General features: G+C 38.9%; 20 protein-coding genes. 15 read left to right on the top strand and 5 right to left on the bottom strand.

What is annotated here, in order from left to right; all coding sequences use genetic code 11:
- Window positions 1-37 precede the first annotated feature (37 nt).
- Window positions 38-1531: a serine hydrolase gene (locus AC106K_RS09495; RefSeq protein ID WP_482444830.1), complete on the top strand. Its 1494-nt coding sequence runs from the start codon at window positions 38-40 to the stop codon at window positions 1529-1531.
- Window positions 1532-1616: 85 nt separating this feature from the next.
- Here the strand turns inward: AC106K_RS09495 and AC106K_RS09490 are convergent, their stop codons facing one another.
- Window positions 1617-1832 (bottom strand): cytochrome C551, encoded by a 216-nt coding sequence (locus tag AC106K_RS09490; protein WP_482444828.1) that lies wholly within the window; start codon window positions 1830-1832, stop codon window positions 1617-1619.
- 455 nt (window positions 1833-2287) lie between these two features.
- Window positions 2288-3913: an L-glutamate gamma-semialdehyde dehydrogenase gene (pruA, locus tag AC106K_RS09485; protein WP_482444826.1), complete on the bottom strand. Its 1626-nt coding sequence runs from the start codon at window positions 3911-3913 to the stop codon at window positions 2288-2290.
- A 404-nt stretch (window positions 3914-4317) separates the two neighbouring features.
- Between pruA and AC106K_RS09480 the strand changes: the two genes are divergently transcribed.
- From AC106K_RS09480 to AC106K_RS09420, 13 genes are all read left to right on the top strand, one after another.
- Window positions 4318-4683, top strand: a complete 366-nt coding sequence (locus AC106K_RS09480; protein ID WP_482444824.1) for a hypothetical protein — start codon at window positions 4318-4320, stop codon at window positions 4681-4683.
- A 156-nt stretch (window positions 4684-4839) separates the two neighbouring features.
- Window positions 4840-5142 carry an urease subunit gamma gene (gene ureA, locus AC106K_RS09475; RefSeq protein WP_002977652.1) on the top strand — a complete coding sequence of 101 codons (303 nt, stop codon included), beginning with the start codon at window positions 4840-4842 and terminating at the stop codon, window positions 5140-5142.
- A gap of 12 nt (window positions 5143-5154) precedes the next feature.
- On the top strand, window positions 5155-5523 hold the full coding sequence (ureB, locus tag AC106K_RS09470; protein WP_027374325.1) for an urease subunit beta: 369 nt from the start codon (window positions 5155-5157) through the stop codon (window positions 5521-5523).
- A gap of 1 nt (window position 5524) precedes the next feature.
- Complete coding sequence (gene ureC, locus AC106K_RS09465; RefSeq protein ID WP_185290084.1) at window positions 5525-7246, top strand: urease subunit alpha; 1722 nt, start codon at window positions 5525-5527, stop codon at window positions 7244-7246.
- 109 nt (window positions 7247-7355) lie between these two features.
- Complete coding sequence (locus AC106K_RS09460; RefSeq protein ID WP_482444823.1) at window positions 7356-8006, top strand: hypothetical protein; 651 nt, start codon at window positions 7356-7358, stop codon at window positions 8004-8006.
- A complete protein-coding gene (gene ureE / locus AC106K_RS09455; RefSeq protein WP_482444821.1) occupies window positions 7996-8505 on the top strand; it encodes an urease accessory protein UreE in 510 nt (169 codons plus the stop codon). Before AC106K_RS09460 ends, ureE begins: the two co-directional genes overlap by 11 nt.
- A 1-nt stretch (window position 8506) precedes the next feature.
- A complete protein-coding gene (locus tag AC106K_RS09450) occupies window positions 8507-9196 on the top strand; it encodes an urease accessory protein UreF (protein ID WP_482444819.1) in 690 nt (229 codons plus the stop codon).
- A 292-nt stretch (window positions 9197-9488) separates the two neighbouring features.
- Complete coding sequence (gene ureG, locus AC106K_RS09445) at window positions 9489-10127, top strand: urease accessory protein UreG (RefSeq protein ID WP_047094673.1); 639 nt, start codon at window positions 9489-9491, stop codon at window positions 10125-10127.
- Window positions 10128-10916 (top strand): urease accessory protein UreD, encoded by a 789-nt coding sequence (locus AC106K_RS09440; protein ID WP_482444817.1) that lies wholly within the window; start codon window positions 10128-10130, stop codon window positions 10914-10916. It abuts the gene before it with no gap.
- A gap of 136 nt (window positions 10917-11052) precedes the next feature.
- Window positions 11053-11754 carry a hypothetical protein gene (locus AC106K_RS09435; RefSeq protein ID WP_185290087.1) on the top strand — a complete coding sequence of 234 codons (702 nt, stop codon included), beginning with the start codon at window positions 11053-11055 and terminating at the stop codon, window positions 11752-11754.
- Between the two features lie 213 nt (window positions 11755-11967).
- Window positions 11968-12855 carry an urea transporter gene (locus tag AC106K_RS09430; protein ID WP_482444815.1) on the top strand — a complete coding sequence of 296 codons (888 nt, stop codon included), beginning with the start codon at window positions 11968-11970 and terminating at the stop codon, window positions 12853-12855.
- A gap of 226 nt (window positions 12856-13081) precedes the next feature.
- Window positions 13082-15328 carry a TonB-dependent receptor gene (locus AC106K_RS09425; RefSeq protein WP_482444813.1) on the top strand — a complete coding sequence of 749 codons (2247 nt, stop codon included), beginning with the start codon at window positions 13082-13084 and terminating at the stop codon, window positions 15326-15328.
- Between the two features lie 130 nt (window positions 15329-15458).
- The gene (locus tag AC106K_RS09420; RefSeq protein WP_482444811.1) at window positions 15459-16346 is read left to right on the top strand and encodes a helix-turn-helix domain-containing protein; all 888 of its coding nucleotides are present in this window, start codon (window positions 15459-15461) and stop codon (window positions 16344-16346) included.
- Window positions 16347-16446: 100 nt separating this feature from the next.
- Here AC106K_RS09420 and AC106K_RS09415 read toward each other — a convergent pair whose 3' ends face one another.
- The 3 genes from AC106K_RS09415 to AC106K_RS09405 are packed head-to-tail and all read right to left on the bottom strand — an operon-like array spanning window position 16447 to window position 18188.
- Window positions 16447-17553: a DNA topoisomerase IB gene (locus tag AC106K_RS09415; RefSeq protein WP_482444809.1), complete on the bottom strand. Its 1107-nt coding sequence runs from the start codon at window positions 17551-17553 to the stop codon at window positions 16447-16449.
- Window positions 17554-17561: 8 nt separating this feature from the next.
- Window positions 17562-17729 carry a phosphatidate cytidylyltransferase gene (locus AC106K_RS09410; RefSeq protein WP_482444807.1) on the bottom strand — a complete coding sequence of 56 codons (168 nt, stop codon included), beginning with the start codon at window positions 17727-17729 and terminating at the stop codon, window positions 17562-17564.
- Window positions 17730-17750: 21 nt separating this feature from the next.
- Window positions 17751-18188 (bottom strand): DUF6526 family protein, encoded by a 438-nt coding sequence (locus AC106K_RS09405; protein ID WP_482444805.1) that lies wholly within the window; start codon window positions 18186-18188, stop codon window positions 17751-17753.
- Between the two features lie 305 nt (window positions 18189-18493).
- Here AC106K_RS09405 and AC106K_RS09400 point away from each other — a divergent pair, with 305 nt between their 5' ends.
- Window positions 18494-20263, top strand: coding sequence for an aminopeptidase P family protein (locus AC106K_RS09400; RefSeq protein WP_482444803.1), 1770 nt, complete (start codon window positions 18494-18496; stop codon window positions 20261-20263).
- Window positions 20264-20934: the final 671 nt, after the last annotated feature.

Here is a 20934-nt window from a genome sequence, read left to right as displayed (position 1 = left end):
AAGGAATAGCACTCTGTTTATCTTAAAAATAGAAAATATGAAAAAAATACTTTACCTGCTAAGTCTGTTACTATACAGTTTTACATCAAGTCAGGAATCAAAGGTAAATTTAAAAGGGATTGATGACGAAATCAATAAGATCATGGCCGATTATCAGGCGGTAGGGATCTCTGTGGCAATCATTAAAAATGATAAAGTAATTTATTCCAAAGGCTATGGATACAGGGATCTTGAAGCTAAACAACCCGTAACTCCGAATACTGTTTTTAGCATCGGAAGCAATACCAAATCATTTACATCTGCTTTGATAGGCATGTTGGAGACGGAAAAGAAATTGTCCGTTCAGGATAAGCCTTCCCGATATATTCCATATCTCACCTTTTCTACAGACAGGATGAACAATCTGATCACGATTGAAGACTTACTGGAACACAGAAGCGGATTGGGAAGCATAGACGGGACTTACATTTTCTTTCCTGAGGCTAAACGTATACAGTTGATGCAAAGACTTCCCTTTATCAAAGAAAACGGAGAACCTAAGAACAGCTGGAAGTACAGTAATTTTGGGTATCTTATGCTGGGAACAATTGCAGAACAGGTGACTGGAAAAAGCTGGGATAGTCTCATCAGGGAAAAAATATTTGTTCCCCTGAAAATGAACACAAGTACTACCTCGATTGATGAAATGGTAAAACAACCGGACTTTTCTTATCCTTATGGTATTTACCAGAAACATACTGAAAAATTATTATTTCAAAGACCCGATAATGATAAACCAGGTGCTGCTGTCAACAGTTCTGCTACAGAGATGGCCAATTGGATCAGACTCTGGCTGAATTACGGGAAATTTGAAAACCAGATACTTGTTTCAAAAGATTACATGAAAAATGCAATGAGTGCCAAAGTCATGATTGATGGAGCTCCTCCGACAAGTCCGGATGAAAAAAGTTACTTATTTGGTCATGGATATGGCTGGCTTACCCAGATTTTCAAAGGCCATTATAAAGTATGGCATGCTGGCGGAGTATCCGGTTTCAATTCGAACGTCTTTTTGTTTCCTGCAGATCAATTCGGTGTTGTAGTGCTCAGTAATCAGCACAATTCAGACATTTCCAATACTATTGCGAATATGATTTCCATCCGGATGCTTGGTTTGGATGGTAATAAGCCTTACGCATATGAAAAAGGGATTTCGGATATTGTAAAGCCGGATAAAAATATCAGTACGGCGGTTAATGAGAAAAAGAAGCCCACCCACGATCTTGATTCGTATGGTGGTGAATACTCCAATAAAGGCTATGGAACTTTTACCATTTCAAAAGAAGGAAACAACCTCTATGCGAATTTTCCTACCTTTAAATTTATACTGGTTCATCAGCAATACGATCTTTTTTCCTCAAAATTGACAGAAGAAGTTCCGCAGCAGATGAATCCTGATTTCGATTTTAATTTTACCCTGGATGATAAAGGGAATGTAAATGGAGTCGTTATGGATATGCAGGGGGGAACGACCTTTAAGAAAATAAAATAATTGCCGGCTGTTTCAAGATGGTTTAACAAAAAATCTGCAGAACTTTCATCTGCAGACTTCTATTTTAAATTAGACGTATATCATATTATTTGGCAGGAGGAGTTGCCATTGAATCCTTTTTCATCTTAGTAGTATCAGGATTCATTTTCTTTGTAGTCATCGTATCTGTTGTGGCAGGTGATGCTGTTCTGGACTGATCCATTACCGAATCACGATTACTGGTTGACATAGATGACTCTTTGGTTCCACAGCTCACTGCAAATATTCCTATTCCGATGGCTGCTAGCAATAACTTTTTCATACTATTTTATTTTGGGGTGTAATGATGAAAAAACAATTATTATTCCTAACAGGGGTAGTGGAGTTGTAAAGTATAGGTAAAGTTTGTTAAAAGATGTTAGATTGGGGTGGTGTAGAGTATTAGAGTATTAGAGTATTAGAGTATTAGAGTATTAGAGTATTAGAGTATTAGAGTATTAGAGTATTAGAGTATTAGAGTATTGCGGAAATATCAGGCATTTAATCTTAGTCTTAAACATTGAAATCCTTAGAAAGAAACAAATATAGAAACCCATAAACTAAGTTACTTTTACCGTCTAGAGCGTCTATTATCTCATCATCTATTATCTATCATCTCTTATCTCTTTCCCTCTCTTCTCACCATCATCCACAAAAAAGCCCCGAAACCGAAATTCCGAGGCTGTATTCAAAAAACAGACAACAAATTACTCATTGCCTGTTACTCATTACTTATAATTATCCTAAGTATGGATATTTGTAGTCTTTTGGAGAAACAAATGTTTCTTTCACACTTCTTACAGATGTCCATCTAAGAAGATTCATTTTAGAACCTGCTTTGTCGTTAGTTCCGGAAGCTCTACCACCACCGAAAGGCTGTTGTCCTACTACCGCACCTGTTGGTTTGTCGTTGATGTAGAAGTTACCGGATGCATTTTCTAAAGCTTTGTAAGCTTCAGCAATTGCGTAACGGTCTTGAGAGAATACAGAACCTGTTAATGAATAAGGAGAAGAAGAATCAACTAATTTTAGAGTCTCTTTCCAGTCCTGATCTTCATATACAAATACAGAAAGGATTGGGCCGAAGATTTCTTCTACCATACTTTCGTATTGAGGATTTGTCGTTTCAATTACTGTTGGGTGTACAAACCATCCTTTAGAATCATCACAAGTTCCACCGATCGCTACAGTAGCTTCAGAAGACTCATTAGCTCTGGTGATATATCCTTTACATTTTTCGAAAGAATTTCTGTCGATTACAGCGTTTACAAAGTTAGATGGATCTTCAGGAGAACCGATTTTAATAGTCGACATCTGAGCTTCCATTACTTTTTTCACATCAGCCCAAAGAGACTTAGGAACATAAGCTCTTGAAGCTGCAGAACATTTCTGCCCCTGATATTCGAAAGCACCTCTTACTAAAGCGGTAGCTACTGCTTCTACGTTCGCAGACGGGTGAGCGATTACGAAATCTTTACCACCAGTTTCTCCAACGATTCTTGGATAAGTTCTGTAGTTGTGGATGTTGTCACCGATCATTTTCCACATTCCCTGGAATACTTTTGTAGACCCTGTGAAGTGAAGACCAGCAAAATCTTTGTGAGCCAATACTTTCTCAGCAGTTTCTTTACCGTCTGTAAAGATCATGTTGATAACCCCTGCAGGAAGACCCGCTTCAATTAATACATCCATGATTACTTTTGCAGAATAAACCTGCTTGTCAGAAGGCTTCCATACCACAACGTTTCCTAACATTGCCATACAAGTAGGAAGGTTTCCTGAGATAGCCGTAAAGTTGAACGGAGTTACTGCAAAGCAGAATCCTTCAAGTGGTCTGTACTCTACACGGTTCCAGATTCCGTTGTCAGAAACCGGCTGCTCAGAATACATTTCTGTCATGAATTCTACGTTGAATCTTAAGAAGTCGATGAACTCACAAGCAGAATCAATTTCAGCCTGGTGTACATTTTTAGACTGTCCGATCATGGTAGCTGCGTTGATTACATCTCTGTAAGGACCTGCCAATAGATCAGCTGCCTTTAAGAAAATAGCTGCACGCTGCTCCCAACCTAGCCCGTTCCATGCTTCTTTAGCTGCCAATGCTGAATTGATCGCATCATCCACATGCTGCATACCACCCTGGTAGTAGAATCCGAAGTCGTGAGCATGATCCTGTGGAGACTGAAGCTGTACTTTTGTATCAGTTTTTACTTCCTTTCCGTTGATGATCATTGGAATTTCTACCTTTTCAGCCCACATTTTTTTGTAGGTATCAATAAGGCTTTTAACTTCCGGAGATCCCGGTACATAAGAATTTACCGGCTCGTTTACCGCTAATGGTACTTGCGAAATTGCTTTTGACATATTACGTTTTTATTATTTTATTAAATTGAATGTTGTATACAAATTTACGATAATTATAAGGAAAGAAAAAAATACCACCTGTTTTTGTGAAATAAACTTTATTGCTGAATAATCATTACTACATAACGTTTTTTCAAGATTAAATATTGAAAACATTTAATGTATTTCTTCAATTCTTTAGATAGAATAAAAAGATATATCAGATTGTCATAATTGTTGGAATTAGGACAATAAAATATTTGTCATAGTTCATAAATAGTAATTAAGTGTTGTAAATAAAGGATTTAATACGAAATGTTAAAAATATATAAAATTGAGTTTGTTGCGATTTTGAACATTTTAAATAAATTTTTTGATAGCCGGGATTTTAAGATTGTTCTAATTTTACACCATTATTAACAGGTATGAAGAAAAGAGTCCTATTTTTCTCTTTTGTATTATTTTTCTCAGCGTTGTGTGCAGGTCTTTTTGCACATAAGGGGAAAACTCAACCATACTCTGATCTCCTTTCAAAAATTCATCTCCTTCAGCAAAAATCGGATCAGCAGACCCAGCCTGAAATGTATAGCTTTTCAGACGCTCAGGATGTACAGGATTCCAACGACTGGGAGAAAGTAAAATTTGATTATTCTGTACTTGCACAGCAGTGGCTCAACTATTTCTTTGCCAAGTATACCTTTAATACTCCGGTGGCGGCCGTTCAAAACCGTATTTACATTACAGCACCAAGATACATCCTGTATCATTCCCTGCAGATAGCGGGCTGCTAATCTTATTTTAAAACCTTTGATGATCCTTTGCAGTTTGTATTGTACAATACAGATCTATAGACATCATTCCTCAATTTACATTTTTTGAACATTTCTATTTGCCTTTTCAGAAAGGCAGACCAGATACTGTTTGTCTAAACTTTAAATAAAAATACTATGCACTTAACACCGAGAGAAACGGAGAAGCTTATGCTATTTCTGGCAGGAGAGCTCGCTCTAAAAAGAAAGGCAAGAGGCCTTAAACTAAACTACCCAGAATCTATAGCATTGATCAGTCATTTCCTGCTTGAAGGAGCAAGAGATGGAAAAAAAGTCGCTGAACTGATGCAGGAAGGCGCTAATCTTTTGACTAAAGAGGATGTAATGCCGGGCGTGGCAGAAATGATCCACGATGTTCAGATTGAAGCTACATTCCCTGATGGAACAAAGCTGGTAACCGTACACAACCCAATCCGTTAATCCCTATTGATTATGATACCAGGAGAAATTTTTGTAAAAGAAGGTACAATCATCTGCAACGAAGGCAGAGAAACCGTAAAAATAAAAGTAACCAACACAGGAGACCGTCCTATTCAGGTAGGTTCACACTTCCACTTTTTCGAAGTAAACAAGGCGATGAGCTTTGACCGTGAAAAAGCTTTCGGAAAGAGACTGAATATTGTAGCAAGTACAGCAGTTCGTTTCGAACCGGGAGAAGAAAAAGAAGTGGAATTGGTAGAAATAGGAGGAACCAAAAAAGCGATGGGCTTCAATAACCTTGTTGATGGACAGGTAGATTCTGAAGATCAGAAAAAAGCAAGCCTAGCAAAAGTTCAGGAGTTAAACTTTAAAAATCAGTAAGATGAGCTTAAACGTAGACAGAAAACAATACGCCAATATATTAGGTCCTACAGCTGGAGATAAAATCAGACTGGGAGACACTGAAATCATTATTGAAATCGAAAAAGATTTCACCCATTACGGAGACGAAGCTGTTTTCGGAGGAGGTAAAACCGTACGTGATGGTATGGGACAGAATGTGACTGCAAAAAGAGACGAAGGTGTTCTTGACCTTTGTATCACCGGAGCAGTGATCATCGACCACTGGGGAATTGTAAAAGGAGATATTGGAATTAAAGACGGTAAGATCGTAGGAATCGGTAAAGCAGGTAACCCTGATACAATGGATGGAGTATCTCCAAATATGATCATCGGTGCTTCTACCGAAGTGCATGGTGGAAAAGGATATATCGTAACTGCCGGAGGTATTGATACGCATATCCACTACATCTGCCCTCAACAGATCGAAACTTCTCTATACAGCGGTATCACTACCATGATCGGAGGGGGAACAGGTCCAAACGACGGAACGAATGCTACAACGGTAACTCCGGGTAGATTCAACATGCAGAAAATGCTTGAAGCGGCAGAAGAATATCCAATGAACCTTGGTTTCTTCGGAAAAGGAAACTGTTCTGCAGAAGAGCCTATCGAAGAGCAGGTAGAAGCTGGAGCTTTAGGGGTAAAAATCCACGAAGACTGGGGAGCAACACCTGCAACAATTGATGCCGCTTTAAAAGTAGCAGATAAATATGACGTTCAGGTAGCTATCCACACCGATACATTGAATGAAGGAGGATTCCTGGAAGATACCATGAGAGCGATCAACGGAAGAGTAATCCACACATTCCACACGGAAGGTGCAGGTGGAGGTCACGCTCCGGACATCATCAAAGCAGCGATGTATCCAAACGTACTACCGGCTTCTACCAACCCTACACGTCCTTATACGATCAATACAATCGATGAGCACTTAGATATGCTGATGGTATGCCACCACTTGAGCAAAAACATCCCTGAAGATGTGGCATTTGCAGACTCACGTATCCGTCCTGAAACAATTGCAGCAGAAGATATTCTTCACGATATGGGAGTTTTCAGTATCATGAGTTCAGACTCTCAGGCAATGGGTAGACCAGGGGAAGTCATCACAAGAACCTGGCAGACGGCAAGCAAGATGAAGGAGCAGAGAGGCGACCTGGCTGAAGATAAGGATAGCGGAAACGACAACTACCGTGCTAAAAGATATGTAGCTAAGTATACAATCAACCCTGCTATTGCACACGGTATTTCAGAATACGTAGGATCTCTTGAAGAAGGAAAATTAGCAGATTTGGTGATCTGGAAACCGGCATTATTCGGAGTAAAACCTGAAATGATCGTAAAAGGTGGATTCGTCATCGCAGCTAAAATGGGAGACCCGAATGCATCGATCCCAACACCTCAACCAATTATCTACAGAAATATGTTTGGGGCTCACGGAAAAGCTAAGTTCGGTACTTGTGCCAACTTCGTTTCTCAGATCTCTATCGATAACGGAACTATTGCTTCTTATGGATTAGAAAAAATGATCCTTCCGGTGAAAAACTGTAGAAATATTGGTAAAAAAGACCTTATCCATAACGATAAGACTCCTTTGATCGAAGTGAATCCTGAAAACTATAAAGTAACGGTAGATGGTGAATACATCACTTGCGAACCGGCAGAAAAACTTCCTTTAACGCAGTTGTATTATTTATTCTAAGATCAATCTTATTCATAAAACCTAACAGGTTTCAAAAACCTGTTAGGTTTATTCAACAATAAAGATTCATCAGACAATATTTTAAAACAATTAAAGAACTAAGTTTAAAATGAAATATTTAAATAAAACAGTTTTTTCTCTTGCACTGGCCGGGATGTCTGTCCTTTCAGGAAATCTAAGTGCTCAGTTTTTGGGAGGTCACAGAATAAAGAGTGATGAAGACGGGCCAAAAGGGCAATTCATGATGTATGGCTCGTTGGATTATTCAAAAGTAACAACTCCTACCAACAGCAGCAGTACCGTTTCAAGTGCGCCACTTGGAGTAGGATACTTCATCAATAATAATGACCTGATTGGGGTGAATTATGCATACTCACAAAATTCTGTTAACCATAACGTTGCCTACAAACAAAATGAAGCGGGAATCTGGTACAGTCCTTCTGTAATGCTTGGGAAATATTTTGTATTGATAGGGCAGGTAGATGCTCACTATGTTTGGGGACAGCAGCAATCGGCAACAGCTGATGCGATGCAGAATTTTAACGGATTCCGTCTTCGTGCCTATCCTTTGATCGGGATATTATTAGGCGGAGGCTGGGCCTTGAAATTCAAATTTGCAGAACTTTCAATGCTTCAGACCAAAACCAAAGAAGAAGGATGGACGAAGAGCTATGTAGCAGGGCTTAGTGGCTCCACGTTCGGGGTAGGTATTTCTAAAAACTTTGACTTCAGAAAAAAATCCGCTAAAGATGATAATTAATCAGACCTTAGGCAATCTCACCGAAAATCCTACGGTAAAAACCATAGATTATCTGGATCTGGAATGGTTTGAGACCACCAAAAGAATCCAACGCAAAAAAACCAGACAGGGAGTAGATCTGGCGATCAAATTCCTGAGAGAAGGACAACGTTTGCGTGAAGGAGATATTCTTTTTGAGGATGCAGAAAAAGTAATCGCAGTCAACATTTTAGAAACAGATGCGATTGTAATGGCTCCCGGCTCCCTGTTGGAAATGGGAACAGTATGTTACGAAATCGGAAACAAACATATTCCGCTTTTCATTCAGGAGAATAAAGTATTGATTCCTTTTGAAATGCCGATGTTCAGATGGCTGGAAGCAAGCGGTTTCAAACCGGAGAAACAATCCGTAAAACTGCTGAATCTCCTTAAATCGAATGTAGAGCCTCACGGACATGGAAGTCTGGGGTCTACAATTTTTACAAAAATCTTAAAAATGGCCGCTCCAAAAGATGAATAATATGAACATCAATTTTTTGTCAGGACTGCTTCATCTTGCAGATCCTACACTTCCTATCGGTGGCTATACCCATTCTAACGGGCTTGAAACCTATGTACAGGAAAGAATTGTACATAATGTAGAAACCGCGAAGGAATTTGTGCAGAATATGCTTCAGTACAATCTTAAATTCAATGACGGATCTTTTGCAAAACTGGCTTATAAAGCAGCTGAAAAAGGAGATCTGCAGGCACTTCTGGATCTTGATAATGAATGTAACGCGATAAAGTGTCCGAAAGAAATCAGACAGGCCAGTCAGAAACTGGGGCTCAGACTGATAAAAATTTTTAAAAGAAGAGAAAGCTTTCCGTTGATGGAAGCCTTTGAAAAAGCTGTTCGGAACAAAGAAGCCAATTCTCATTACTGTATCGTGTTCGGGGTATATGCTTATTTAATGAAAATTCCTTTATATGAAGCATTGCTGGGATTCTATTATACTTCTGTTGCCGGAATGATTACCAATGCCGTAAAACTGGTTCCTCTGGGACAGCTTGACGGGCAGGATATTTTATTCTCACTCTATCCGGTAATGGAAAAAACAGTCTGGGAAACCATGGAACTGGACAGAGATCTGGTGGGGCTTTGTAATACAGCATTTGACATCAGGTGTATGCAGCATGAGAGGTTGTATTCGAGGTTGTATATGTCTTAGAAGGCGGAAAGGCAAAAGGGCGAAATTGTAAAAGGGTAAAAAGGTGAAGAAAGCGGAGAAGGCGAAGGAAGTGAAGGAAGTGAAGAAGGTGAAGAAGGTGAAGGACGCTGATAGGTAAATGGAGTGAGTTTTTCTTGGCTGAGTAAAATGCCCTTGCGATCGAAAGCTCTTCACAATCAATAAAAAATCTTGGCGCCAATAGCGTTAAAAAAATAAAAAAGCATACAGTGAATTTGCAAATCAACCTTTTCACTGTTTTGCCAACATATCATCAATTAAAATTTAAAATAAAATGGAAAATAGAAAATACATAAAAGTTGGAGTAGCAGGACCTGTAGGATCAGGAAAAACTGCATTATTGGAACGTTTAAGCAGAAAATTATTCGGGACTTACGATCTTGGAGTAATTACCAATGATATTTATACCAAAGAAGATGCTGAATTTATGGCTAAAAACAGCTTGCTTCCTCATGACAGAATTATCGGAGTAGAAACAGGAGGCTGTCCTCACACGGCCATTCGTGAAGATGCAAGTATGAACCTTGAAGCAGTAGATGAACTGGCAGCACGGTTCCCTGAAATTGAACTGGTCCTTATCGAAAGTGGAGGGGATAACCTTTCAGCGACTTTCAGTCCGGACCTTGCAGACGTTACGATCTTTATTATCGACGTTGCGGAAGGAGAAAAAATTCCTAGAAAAGGCGGTCCTGGTATTACAAGATCAGACTTATTGATCATCAACAAAATTGACCTTGCCCCTTATGTAGGAGCGAGCCTTGAAGTGATGGAAAATGATGCCAGAAGAATGAGAAAAGGAAATCCTTTTGTTTTCACCAATCTTAAAACGGATGAAGGGTTGGATAAAGTGATCGGATGGATCAAAAAATACGCTCTTTTAGAAGAAATTGAAGAACCGAACTTAGTAAGATAGATGGATAGCCGTTTAAATATAATTGCAGGATTCAAGGGAGGAGAATCATATGTAAAGGATCTTTATGTTTCATTGCCTTTCCGAGTAGTATCTGTAGGGCAGAGAAAAAGTGATAAGAAACTTTATCAGATGGTGATGAGCTCCTCTCCGGGAATTCTGGATGGAGACCATTATCATCTGGAGGTTGCCCTTGAAAAAGGAGCTTCCCTTCAGTTGCAGTCACAGTCGTACCAAAGGCTTTTCAATATGAAAGACAAAGCGCTTCAGGAGCTTAATGTGACCATGGAAGATGAAACCTCTTTTGCGTACGTTCCGCATCCCATCGTTCCACATGAAGATTCCAATTTCAAGAGTAAAGCTAATATTCATATCGGGAAAGACAGCCAGATCATCATCAGTGAGATCATCACCTGTGGAAGAAAACATTATGGAGAGGTTTTTAAGCTGAAACGTTTTCAGAATCTGATGGAGATTTACCATAACAATAAATTGGTGGTAAAAGATAATGTGGTGATTCAGCCGGATATGATCCCAATCAGCAGTATTGGTAATCTGGAACAATATACACATCAGGGAACCCTGATCTTCTACAGCACAAAAGAAAATGTAGATAAACTGGGATTGATCGAGGAGATTGTTGAAGCAGCAGCACAGCATCACGAGGAAATGGAAGTAGGAGTTTCAGCGATGGAGGATAATGGATTTGTAGTAAGAGCATTGGGACATGGTGGAGAAATGATGTACAACTTCTTCCTGTATATTCAGGAAATCCTTTGGTCATTGAAGTAGCCCAGCCTTGTCAAGGTTTTAAACCTTGACAAGGCTGGGATTCAGTAGAAGCGGGCTTTAGCCCGCAATACTAAAAGATAGACTTCCATTGGCTTTAGCCAAAACTTAATATAGAACAACAATAGATAAATAGAAAATGGATAGTACAGTTTGGGCACTCCTTCTGAGTGCCGTATCAATAAGTTTTATACATACAGCCTCAGGGCCGGATCATTACCTGCCGTTCATTGTGATCTCAAAATCTAAGAAATGGAGTGGAATGAAAACAGCGGTACTTACTGTTGTCTGTGGATTGGGGCATGTATTGAGTTCCCTGATCTTAGGATTTATAGGAGTATTCCTGGGATGGCAACTGAACAAAATTTCCTGGTTTCAGGACATCAGAGGAAATTTTTCAGGATGGGCATTGCTGATTTTTGGAGGTGTTTACCTTGTGTATGGCCTGATCCAGGCAATCAGAAACAAACCTCATAAGCATTTCGATGTCATGGGAGATGATGTGTATGTTTACGAACATAACCATAGCGAAATGGTAATGCCTCAGAAAAGAATAAAAGTGACCCCGCTTGTACTTTTTATGATCTTTGTGATGGGGCCAAGTGAACCTCTGATTCCTTTATTATTCTATTCAGGAGTAAAACATTCTATGTCTGAGATTGCTGTTCTGGTGACTTCATTCACTGCCACTACTGTTTTAACGATGCTTGGAATGGTTCTTTTGGGACGCTATGGCTACTCAACATTATTCAATACTGATAAACTGGAAAGATACATGGGAGTGGTAAGTGGTGCCGTGGTGACAGTCTGCGGAATCGGGATGGTCTTTCTGGGGTGGTAAGCGGGTTGCGGAGTTTGAGGGTTGGAGAGTTTGGGAGTGGGAATGTTTAAAGTTTGAAGTTTAAGGTAGTCATTCTTTCACTGATCATTAAGAATTCTACCTTCACCATTCACTTGCGAAGCAAAATTGACCATTGACCTGTAAGGCCAAAATATCTCCCATCTTCATGTCTTTGTTTCAATATCTACAATCAATAATACAATTAAAAAAACTATGGACGAATTTTTCAAAAAGCTGCCTTTTTTAGATAACATTCTAAAAGGAATCGGGCAGATCATGCTTCAGGAAAACAGATGGACCGGCCTTCTGTTTCTGATAGGAATCTTTATGGGAAGCTGGCAGTGTGGAGTTGCTGTATTGATCTCAACGGCAGCAGGAACCTTCACCGCAATGACGCTGAAATATGACAAATCTCAAATCAATGCCGGGTTATATGGTTTCAGTGCAGCACTTGTAGGAGTAGCATTGGCCTTTTTATTCGATACTACCATCCTGATTTGGGTGCTTATCATCTTAGGGGGCGCATTGGCTGCTATTATTCAGCATTTCTTTATTCAAAAGAAAATTCCGGTATTTACTTTTCCTTTCATCGTGATTACGTGGATACTGGTATTTGCCCTGCATCATTTTACCCATATTCCGCCGTCTGCTATGTTGAGTGCAGAGGTAATCCCTACAAAATATGATGATTTGCTTAGCTGTACCAATGGTTTTGGGGAAGTGATCTTTCAAGGAGGGGTACTTTCAGGAATGATTTTCTTTCTTGCAGTTTTTATCAGCTCACCTGTTGCAGCGTTATACGGACTTGCGGCATCTATTCTTGGAGCCGGATTATCACAATGGAACGGAGAACCTGTAAAGGAAATTCACATGGGACTTTTCGGATTTAATGCTGTGCTTTCGGCCATTGTATTCTCAGGAGTTAAAAAAACAGATGGTTTATGGGTACTTATTGCAGTTCTTATAACAATCGCAATCGATGATCTTCTGATCGATAACCATTGTCTGGATGCGGTAGGTGGAGTATTTACTTTCCCGTTTGTTGCCGGAACATGGATTACCCTTTTAATTCAAAAAATATTTCTTAAAGCGAAAGCGTAGATTGAGGTTGGAGAGTTATAGAGTTTGAGGGTTTTAGAGTGGGAGGAGGAATGTTCAAGGTTTAAAGTTTAAGGTTGTTATCCTTTCATTGGTGACTGACAATTCACCATTCACTTGCGAAGCAAAATTGACAATTGACATTTTAGATTAAAATATTCACAGTCTCTCATCTCTTCGTCTATTATCTTTTCTCTCTCCTCTAATTTCTAATTTAACAAAACAAAAAATGAAAATAACTAAAATAGCAGCTGTATTTCTCGTCATGGCTTTCAGCGGAAAAATGATGGCACAGGAAGCAGAAAAGCAGTTGCAGATCAAAGATGCTGATGATAAATTCCCTATTGCTGATGTACTGGTAAAATACGACCACGGAAACAGCCATACCCACACAGGAACAGACGGTAATTTTGCCATTCCTGTAAAATCTCTTCCCGATACACTGGTGATCAGCCGCCAGGGATATGATGAGGTAAAATGGGTAGTGACCAATGAAGAAGATAAGAACAAAGTTATTTTCTTACAGCATAAACCTTTTCAGATTTCTGAAGTAGCCATCAATCACAGTGCATTCTTATCAGCGATTACTAAAGTTGATCTGAATAAATTTCCGGTAAACTCAGCACAGGATCTGTTGAGAAAAGTTCCGGGCTTATTTATTGCACAGCATGCCGGAGGAGGAAAGGCTGAGCAGCTTTTTCTAAGAGGATTTGATGCCGACCACGGAACTGATGTAAGTGTAAATGTAGACGGAATGCCCGTGAATATTGTTTCTCATGCTCATGGGCAGGGCTATTCAGACCTACACTTTGTGATTCCCGAAACCGTAAACAATATCGACTTCGGAAAAGGGGCTTATTATATGGACCGCGGTGATTTCAATACCGCAGGATATGTCGATTTTCAAACCTATAATGGGTTGAAAAATAGCATGATCAAACTGGAAGGTGGTTCTTTCAACTCAAAAAGAGTGTTGGGAATGTTCAATATCCTTCACGATGATCTGGGCAGAAGAAATGCTTATGTTGCGGCAGAATACAATTATACCGACGGGCCTTTTGATGTAAAGCAGAATTTCAACAGGGTGAATATTTTCGGAAAGTATAATCAGTGGCTTACCGATAATGATTACTTCAATATCCAGTTCTCAACCTTCAACTCTTCATGGAATGCTTCCGGGCAGATTCCGGAACGTGCAGTAGATGAAGGTATCATTGGCAGATGGGGAAGTATAGATCCTACGGAAGGCGGAAAGACGTCAAGAACCAATCTTCAGATGAATTTCAAGCACATTATTTCTTCTTCTGAGCAGATTGATGCGATGGCTTTTTATTCAAAATATAATTTCAATCTGTATTCTGATTTTACCTTTTATTTAAAAGATAAAGATAACGGAGATGAAATACAGCAGACAGATGAAAGAAACATCTATGGTGCAGAAGTGAAATACACTAAGAGTTTTGCTCTTCCCAACAGCTCATTGAACTGGATCTCAGGAATAGGTTTAAGAAATGATGATATTAATACATTACAGCTTAACCACGTTTACCACAGAGACTTACTGCTTAATAGAATGTCTGATGTAAACGGTACGGAAACCAATCTCCATGCTTACTCAGGTTTAGTCTGGAAAACAGGAAAATGGACCATTAATCCTGCCGTAAGAGTAGATCATTTTATTTTCAATATGCATAATCTGCTGGATCCGGAGCAGTTACCTTCCGGACAATCCAAAGAAGCGACAAGAGTGAGCCCTAAACTGAACTTCTCCTATGCCCAGAATGATCATGTGATGTGGTTTCTGAAAACAGGGATGGGCTTCCATTCCAATGATATGAGGGTGGTGGTAACTAATAAAAATGAAAACACCCTTCCTTATTCTATCGGTGCCGATTTTGGAGTGAGATTACACCCGTTCAAATCTTTGATTATTACCCCAACTGTATGGTATATGGATCTGCAGCAGGAATTTGTATATGTAGGAGATGACGCTGTAGTGGAGCCTTCCGGGAAATCAAGACGTTTCGGGGCTGATCTGGGAATCCGTTTCCAGCCATTGGAAAACTTTTATCTGAATGCAGACATCAACTATTCACACGCCAGATTTACGGAAGAAGAAAAAGGTCAGGATTACGTGCCGCTGGCACCGGTAGTGACCAGTACCGGATCTGTAAACTGGGATTTCCTTCATGGGTTCTCATTAGGGATTCAATACCGTTATCTGGGAGCAAGACCGGCTGTAGAAGACAACAGTATCAGAACAAAATCTTATTTTGTAAATGATCTTGTACTTTCCTACAACCGTCAGAAATGGGGAGCCAATATTCAGGTGAATAATCTTTTCAATGTAAAATGGAATGAAGCCCAGTTTGCTACAGAAACCCAATTGAGAGGAGAAGCAGAACCTGTTACAGACCTTACTTATACACCTGGAAGCCCTTTCGGAGTGAGAGTGGGAGTGTATTATAAGTTTTAGAGTGGGAGCGTTGGGGAATGAGAGAGTTTGAGGTAAGATGATTTTCAAATTCACTCATTCTCAAATTTTCAGATTCTCCTGGCTGTACTTTATAAATTTTGTATAACTTTAATTTATCATAATATCGGATATGGAAGTATTATCCAATTTTCAATATAAAAAACTTTTTCTCCCGAATATCACAGAGAAAATATTAGCAAATAATGCGGATATACAGCTTTATCGTATCGAAAACTACCTTAAGGGAATTCTGATGCCGGTGATTCCGTACCGTACCACCTTTAATTTTATTATTTTCGTTACCAACGGGCATATCAAGCAGTACCTTGAAAATAAAGAATACCATGCTGAAAAAGGAGGTGTGATCTTTATCAAACAGGGAACCATTACAGCTACCGTAGAGCTTTCCGATGATATTGAAGGCTTTTTTCTGGCCTACGAAAATAATATCCTCTCCGAACAGGAATTGCCCAAGCATAAAAGCAGTATTTTCTTTATGACCCCTTTCCTGAATCTGGACAGCCTGACCTACGGGACAATTACCCAGCTTTTACCTATCATGGAGCAGGAATTATGGCTGAATAATCTGAACATTAATGATGTGGTGATTACAATGCTTCACCTTATTCTGATCAAAATGCTGAGCACAGATTCGGATACCCATCACAAGTCTGCCACACGTCCTATGGAACTGTCTCTTCAGTTCCGGGATCTGTTATTCAAATACCATGTGACAGAAAAACGGGTAGCTTTCTATGCCGATAAATTATCCGTGACAGAAAGTTATCTGAATAAATGTGTGAAAGGAGTGACCCAAAAATCACCCAAACAATGGATCAACGAGATTGACATCAATTATAGCAAAGCATTGCTGCATTCCAGTAAAGATATTGCAGAAATTGCCTATGAACTGAATTTTCATACGGCATCTCATTTTACCCAGCTTTTCAAAAAAATTGCAGGCATTACCCCAAAGGAATACAGAATCCAATTTTTGAGCAATAGAGTAACAGGATAGATTTGAAACTGGGAGAGGGAGACTTGAAGTTATTGAAGTTTGAAGAAGCCAATTTTTGAACAATATAGTCTGATAATGTTTCCTTCTTCCGACTTAAAAATTACAGTCTCTCATTTTCCAGGATCTTAAGTACCAGTTTTTCTTCCTGGGTCAGCCCGGCTTTTCCATCATTTTCCTCAATCACATCCAGTTCGTCCAGATATTTTTTGATCGTATTGTTTTCATAGAGGTTGATGACCAGAGGGTGAACATAATATTTTCTGCATACAGCTGTGGTATTACCAAGATGTTCAGCAACAATATCTAATGCTTCTTTTACTTTCTTTTTGTACTGGGTGTCGTTTTCCGCGTAGCCGATTTCTTTAAAAGCAATCAGCGCTCCCACAGTTCCCGACCAGGTTCTGAAATCTTTAGCCGTAAAGTCCTCACCACTGATCTCTTTGATGTAATCATTGACCATTCCTGAGTCTATAGAATGACGAATGCCTTCTTCGTCAAGATACTGAAAAAGCTCTTTCCCTGGAATCTCCCTGCACTTCTGAACCAGCCTTGCAAGCCTTTTACTTTTAAGATCCACATGGTGCATGACTCCTTTTTTTCCTTTGAACGAAAAAGTAATCTTTTGTCCTTTGATCTCTACATGTTTGTTTTTAAGAGTCGTAAGCCCAAAAGATCCGTATAGTTTCTCGTAGATATTGCTGCCAATACGGATGTTGGTTCTTTGCATCAGGCTTACAATCAGGGCCAGAATTTTACGTTTTTCAAAATTCCGTAAGGCCAGATCCTGTTCAACCTGAAGCCGAATATCCGGAAGAGCATATCCAAACTGCAGCATTCTGTAGAATTTGGTGTGGTTTCTAAGGGCATTCCATAAAGGATGATAGCGGTATTGTTTTCTTTTTTTAGCATCAATACCTGTTGCCTGAAGGTGTCCGTTTTCCAGTGTACATATCCATACATTCTCCCAGGCAGGAGGAATAATAAGTTTATTGATCCTGTTGATCTCGTCTTTATCCTTTATCTTTTCTCCATCTTTATAGTAAGAATACTTCTTTTTGTTTTTTTTACGGCTAATGCCGGGTGTTTCCGAGTCGGTAGTATATACAAGATGTACTGCCTTGGCAGAAGCTTCCGGGCTCTTCATAATTTTAACAATTTTGGCGGGCTTCAAGCGAGAAATAATCTCGATCTCTGTATTCTTCTCCATAAAAATCGTTAAGAGTTTTTACCCTTCGAAAAAATGAGTAAAAGAATCACTACAATGATACATACTAAAAAGATTCCCCACCACATTCCGGCCTTAAAGATAGTTCCTACTGCCTCACAGCCTGTTAATGTCAACAAGCTTATAATTGTAATACTGTAAATACTCCACTTTTTCATAGCTTACTATTTTTGATAAGGTTAAATTCTGAGCCGGTCAGCCTTCCAGTTTTTGATCGATCTCTTGATCTCATCTCCTGAAATGTTTTCGTGAAGGGCTCTGTATAATAGCTCTTTGAATTCATCATCGTAGGTAAATCTCAGGGCAGCGATCTGATCAAATCTTAATTTCTCTACAGTTTCATCAGATCTTATATTGAAGATCTCATAATAACGCTGCTTAAATTCGAGGATGACCATACGGTTTTGAAGTCCTAAAGCATAATGCTGCCTGGTCATAAATGCCAGATAAAAAAGCAGGAAAATAACGATTGAAAATAAGATCCAGATCAGCTGATTGGCAGAGTCATTCCAGATTTTATAAATGCTAAATATCTCTAATAAGATCAATAACGGAAGATAGACAAAATGATGAGGTGGATAAAATTTCCTGTGGTTATTATAGTTTTGCTGTTTCATAGAAAATAATGCAGCAATAATCTTTCCAAAATCTTTAAAAACTAATAATGTGGTAGCTTTTTGTTGAATAAAAATAAGTTTTGAATTAAATATGTTTAAAATTTTAATGTTTGATTGCATTAGTGGCGAAAAATTTATGTGGTTTTTGTCATTCAATAATGAACAAAATAACGCCACATATTCCATTATCCATATCATCACTGATGATGAAGGAAAAAATAACAGTTTATAAAGGAAAATAGAATGTTGATTTCACCTTTCGACTTCAAATTTTTCGTAACTTTCGGTGTTTAAAAAAGAAAAGAATGACTTCAAAGGAAAAAGTTGCTGCACTTCGTGAAGAAATGCAGAAAAATAATGTTGATGCATTTATAGTATATTCTGCAGACCCGCATATGAGTGAGTACCTTCCTGAAGAATGGCAGGAGAGAGCATGGCTTTCAGGATTCTTAGGTTCAGCAGGTTTTGTGGTAGTAACAAAAGATAAAGCCGGACTTTGGACAGACGGAAGATACTTTACACAGGCTGCTATTGAGCTGGAGGGTTCCGGTATTGACCTTTTCAAAGACGGAATGGAAGGAACTCCTAATTATATCGACTGGATTATTTCTGAAATTCCAGTAGGAGGTAAAGTGGCCGTAAATGCTTTAGCAGCTTCGAATGCCAACTGGGAACTGCTTTCTCAAAAATTAAATTCCAAAAATATAACCCTGGCAGACCTTCCGCTTTTAAAAGAAGTATGGAAAGAAAGAGGAGTGGCATCAGCCAATCCTGTCTATGTACATCCTGTAGAAAGAGCTGGGAAATCTGTAGCAGACAAGATCGCTGCCATTCGTCAGAAAATGGAAGATCAGGAAGCTACCGTTCACATTATTTCAAGTCTGGATGATGTAGCCTGGACATTGAACCTTAGAGGGAGCGATGTAGATTGCAACCCTGTATTTTTAGGATATATCGTCATCACTAAAAATGATGCAGTGCTGTTTACAGGACTGGAAAAACTGGAAGTAGAAGCCAGAAAACAAATGGACGATTCTTTCGTGAAAATGATGCCTTACGAAGAATTTTACAACTATCTGAAAGCATTTAAAAATGAAAAAGTATTGGTTTCTCCCAACAGCAACCAACAGATTTTTGCAACTTTAAAAGCAGACAACCAATTTATTAAAGCTCCGGTTCCCGGAAACCTGATGAAAGCTCAGAAAAATGAAGCAGAGTTGGAAGGTTTCAGAAAAGTGATGGTGAGAGACGGAGTGGCAATGGTAAAATTCCTTTACTGGCTGACTCAGAATGCAGGTAAAGAAGCTATGAACGAATATTCCATCGGTGAGAAGCTGAGAGGTTTCCGTGCTGAAGGAGAAAACTTTGTAGGAGAAAGCTTCGGTTCCATCGTAGGCTATAAAGATAACGGTGCTATTATGCACTATTCGGCAAAAAAAGAAGGCAGCAAAGAAGTAACCAATGAAGATACCATCCTGGTAGATTCAGGAGGTCAGTACCTTGAAGGAACTACCGATATTACAAGAACTTTTGCATTAGGAACACCTTCTGAAGAGTTTAAAAGAAATTCAACATTGGTATTACAGGGATTGATCCGCTTATCGATGGTGAAATTCCCGAAAGGTACCAAAGGAGTACATCTTGACGCCATTGCAAGACTTCCGTTGTGGATGGAAGGTAAAGACTTCAACCACGGAACAGGACATGGGGTGGGAAGTTTTATGAACGTTCACGAAGGCCCGCAAAATATCAGAAAAGACTTGAATCCTCAGGACCTTCTTCCGGGAATGGTATGCTCTAATGAGCCTGGATATTACCTTGAAGGACATTATGGAATCCGTCACGAGAACCTGATCGCTGTAAAAGAAGTAGAGAAAACCATTCATGGAACTTTCTATGAGTTTGAAACCCTTACGTTCTGCCCGTTCTTCAAAGATACTGTGGCAAAAGAGATTCTTTCAGATCAGGAAATTGCATGGTTAAATGATTATCATAAGACCTGTGAAGAAAAATTAGCTCCTTACCTTGAAGGAGAAGTTAAAGAATGGTTCTTACAATTAGTAAGCCCTCTTTAATAAAAATAAAGTACATGAAGAAAGATAATCTATTCATTCTGAGTGTTGTACTTTAAATCCTAAACATAATAATTGTTAGATACACTAAAGTCCTGTAAGTTTCTTACAGGGCTTTTTCTTTTACACAACCGTATTTTTACGGATAAATTTTTAGGGATTCCACTGATGTACAGGAATAGCGCTCTGCCTATCTTTGTACCAACACAAACATCATTCATATCTTCATATAAATAACTCAATCAATTCAAAACGGTAGAAATCATCTCGTCCTGAGATGATTTTTTTTATTGAATTTTAAAGTCTCCTTTCCCTTCGATCCAAGAGGTCTGTGATCTGATACATCTGGGAAGATACTTCTTTTATTTTAAGGAAATTTCTGATAACAGCTATTCAGGTATCGTTTCCGGTAAAGTAATCTGATCATGACCAACACAAACTGTTTTTCTTTTTTCAGAAATCCAATGCACACTTTAATGAAAACCATTGTATTGTTTTTAGAGTATGAAGCCTTATAAATTCAATGGTTTCAATACTGAAGGTTTTGTTTTCATACAATCATAATTTAGTTTAAGGTTTATAACATATTTAAAAACAATTTACTATGAAAACGCTGTGTTTATCAGGGTAATTTAATTTACCGTAAAAACCCTATATAAAAATGGGGTATTCCC

This window comes from Chryseobacterium sp. FR048, assembly GCF_056844665.1.
This window is presented reverse-complemented; position numbering and strand designations above follow the sequence as displayed.

Excerpts from the sequence above, each read along its gene's own strand:
- AC106K_RS09410 (WP_482444807.1), bottom strand. The coding sequence starts at position 17,729 with ATGAAAAAGTGGAGTATTTACAGTATTACAATTATAAGCTTGTTGACA.
- AC106K_RS09420 (WP_482444811.1), top strand. The coding sequence starts at position 15,459 with ATGGAAGTATTATCCAATTTTCAATATAAAAAACTTTTTCTCCCGAAT.
- AC106K_RS09460 (WP_482444823.1), top strand. The coding sequence starts at position 7,356 with ATGAAATATTTAAATAAAACAGTTTTTTCTCTTGCACTGGCCGGGATG.
- ureA (WP_002977652.1), top strand. The coding sequence starts at position 4,840 with ATGCACTTAACACCGAGAGAAACGGAGAAGCTTATGCTATTTCTGGCA.
- AC106K_RS09430 (WP_482444815.1), top strand. The coding sequence starts at position 11,968 with ATGGACGAATTTTTCAAAAAGCTGCCTTTTTTAGATAACATTCTAAAA.
- AC106K_RS09495 (WP_482444830.1), top strand. The coding sequence starts at position 38 with ATGAAAAAAATACTTTACCTGCTAAGTCTGTTACTATACAGTTTTACA.
- AC106K_RS09440 (WP_482444817.1), top strand. The coding sequence starts at position 10,128 with ATGGATAGCCGTTTAAATATAATTGCAGGATTCAAGGGAGGAGAATCA.
- AC106K_RS09405 (WP_482444805.1), bottom strand. The coding sequence starts at position 18,188 with ATGAAACAGCAAAACTATAATAACCACAGGAAATTTTATCCACCTCAT.
- ureB (WP_027374325.1), top strand. The coding sequence starts at position 5,155 with ATGATACCAGGAGAAATTTTTGTAAAAGAAGGTACAATCATCTGCAAC.
- ureG (WP_047094673.1), top strand. The coding sequence starts at position 9,489 with ATGGAAAATAGAAAATACATAAAAGTTGGAGTAGCAGGACCTGTAGGA.
- AC106K_RS09480 (WP_482444824.1), top strand. The coding sequence starts at position 4,318 with ATGAAGAAAAGAGTCCTATTTTTCTCTTTTGTATTATTTTTCTCAGCG.
- AC106K_RS09450 (WP_482444819.1), top strand. The coding sequence starts at position 8,507 with ATGAACATCAATTTTTTGTCAGGACTGCTTCATCTTGCAGATCCTACA.
- AC106K_RS09435 (WP_185290087.1), top strand. The coding sequence starts at position 11,053 with ATGGATAGTACAGTTTGGGCACTCCTTCTGAGTGCCGTATCAATAAGT.
- AC106K_RS09490 (WP_482444828.1), bottom strand. The coding sequence starts at position 1,832 with ATGAAAAAGTTATTGCTAGCAGCCATCGGAATAGGAATATTTGCAGTG.
- pruA (WP_482444826.1), bottom strand. The coding sequence starts at position 3,913 with ATGTCAAAAGCAATTTCGCAAGTACCATTAGCGGTAAACGAGCCGGTA.
- ureC (WP_185290084.1), top strand. The coding sequence starts at position 5,525 with ATGAGCTTAAACGTAGACAGAAAACAATACGCCAATATATTAGGTCCT.
- AC106K_RS09415 (WP_482444809.1), bottom strand. The coding sequence starts at position 17,553 with ATGGAGAAGAATACAGAGATCGAGATTATTTCTCGCTTGAAGCCCGCC.
- AC106K_RS09400 (WP_482444803.1), top strand. The coding sequence starts at position 18,494 with ATGACTTCAAAGGAAAAAGTTGCTGCACTTCGTGAAGAAATGCAGAAA.
- ureE (WP_482444821.1), top strand. The coding sequence starts at position 7,996 with ATGATAATTAATCAGACCTTAGGCAATCTCACCGAAAATCCTACGGTA.
- AC106K_RS09425 (WP_482444813.1), top strand. The coding sequence starts at position 13,082 with ATGAAAATAACTAAAATAGCAGCTGTATTTCTCGTCATGGCTTTCAGC.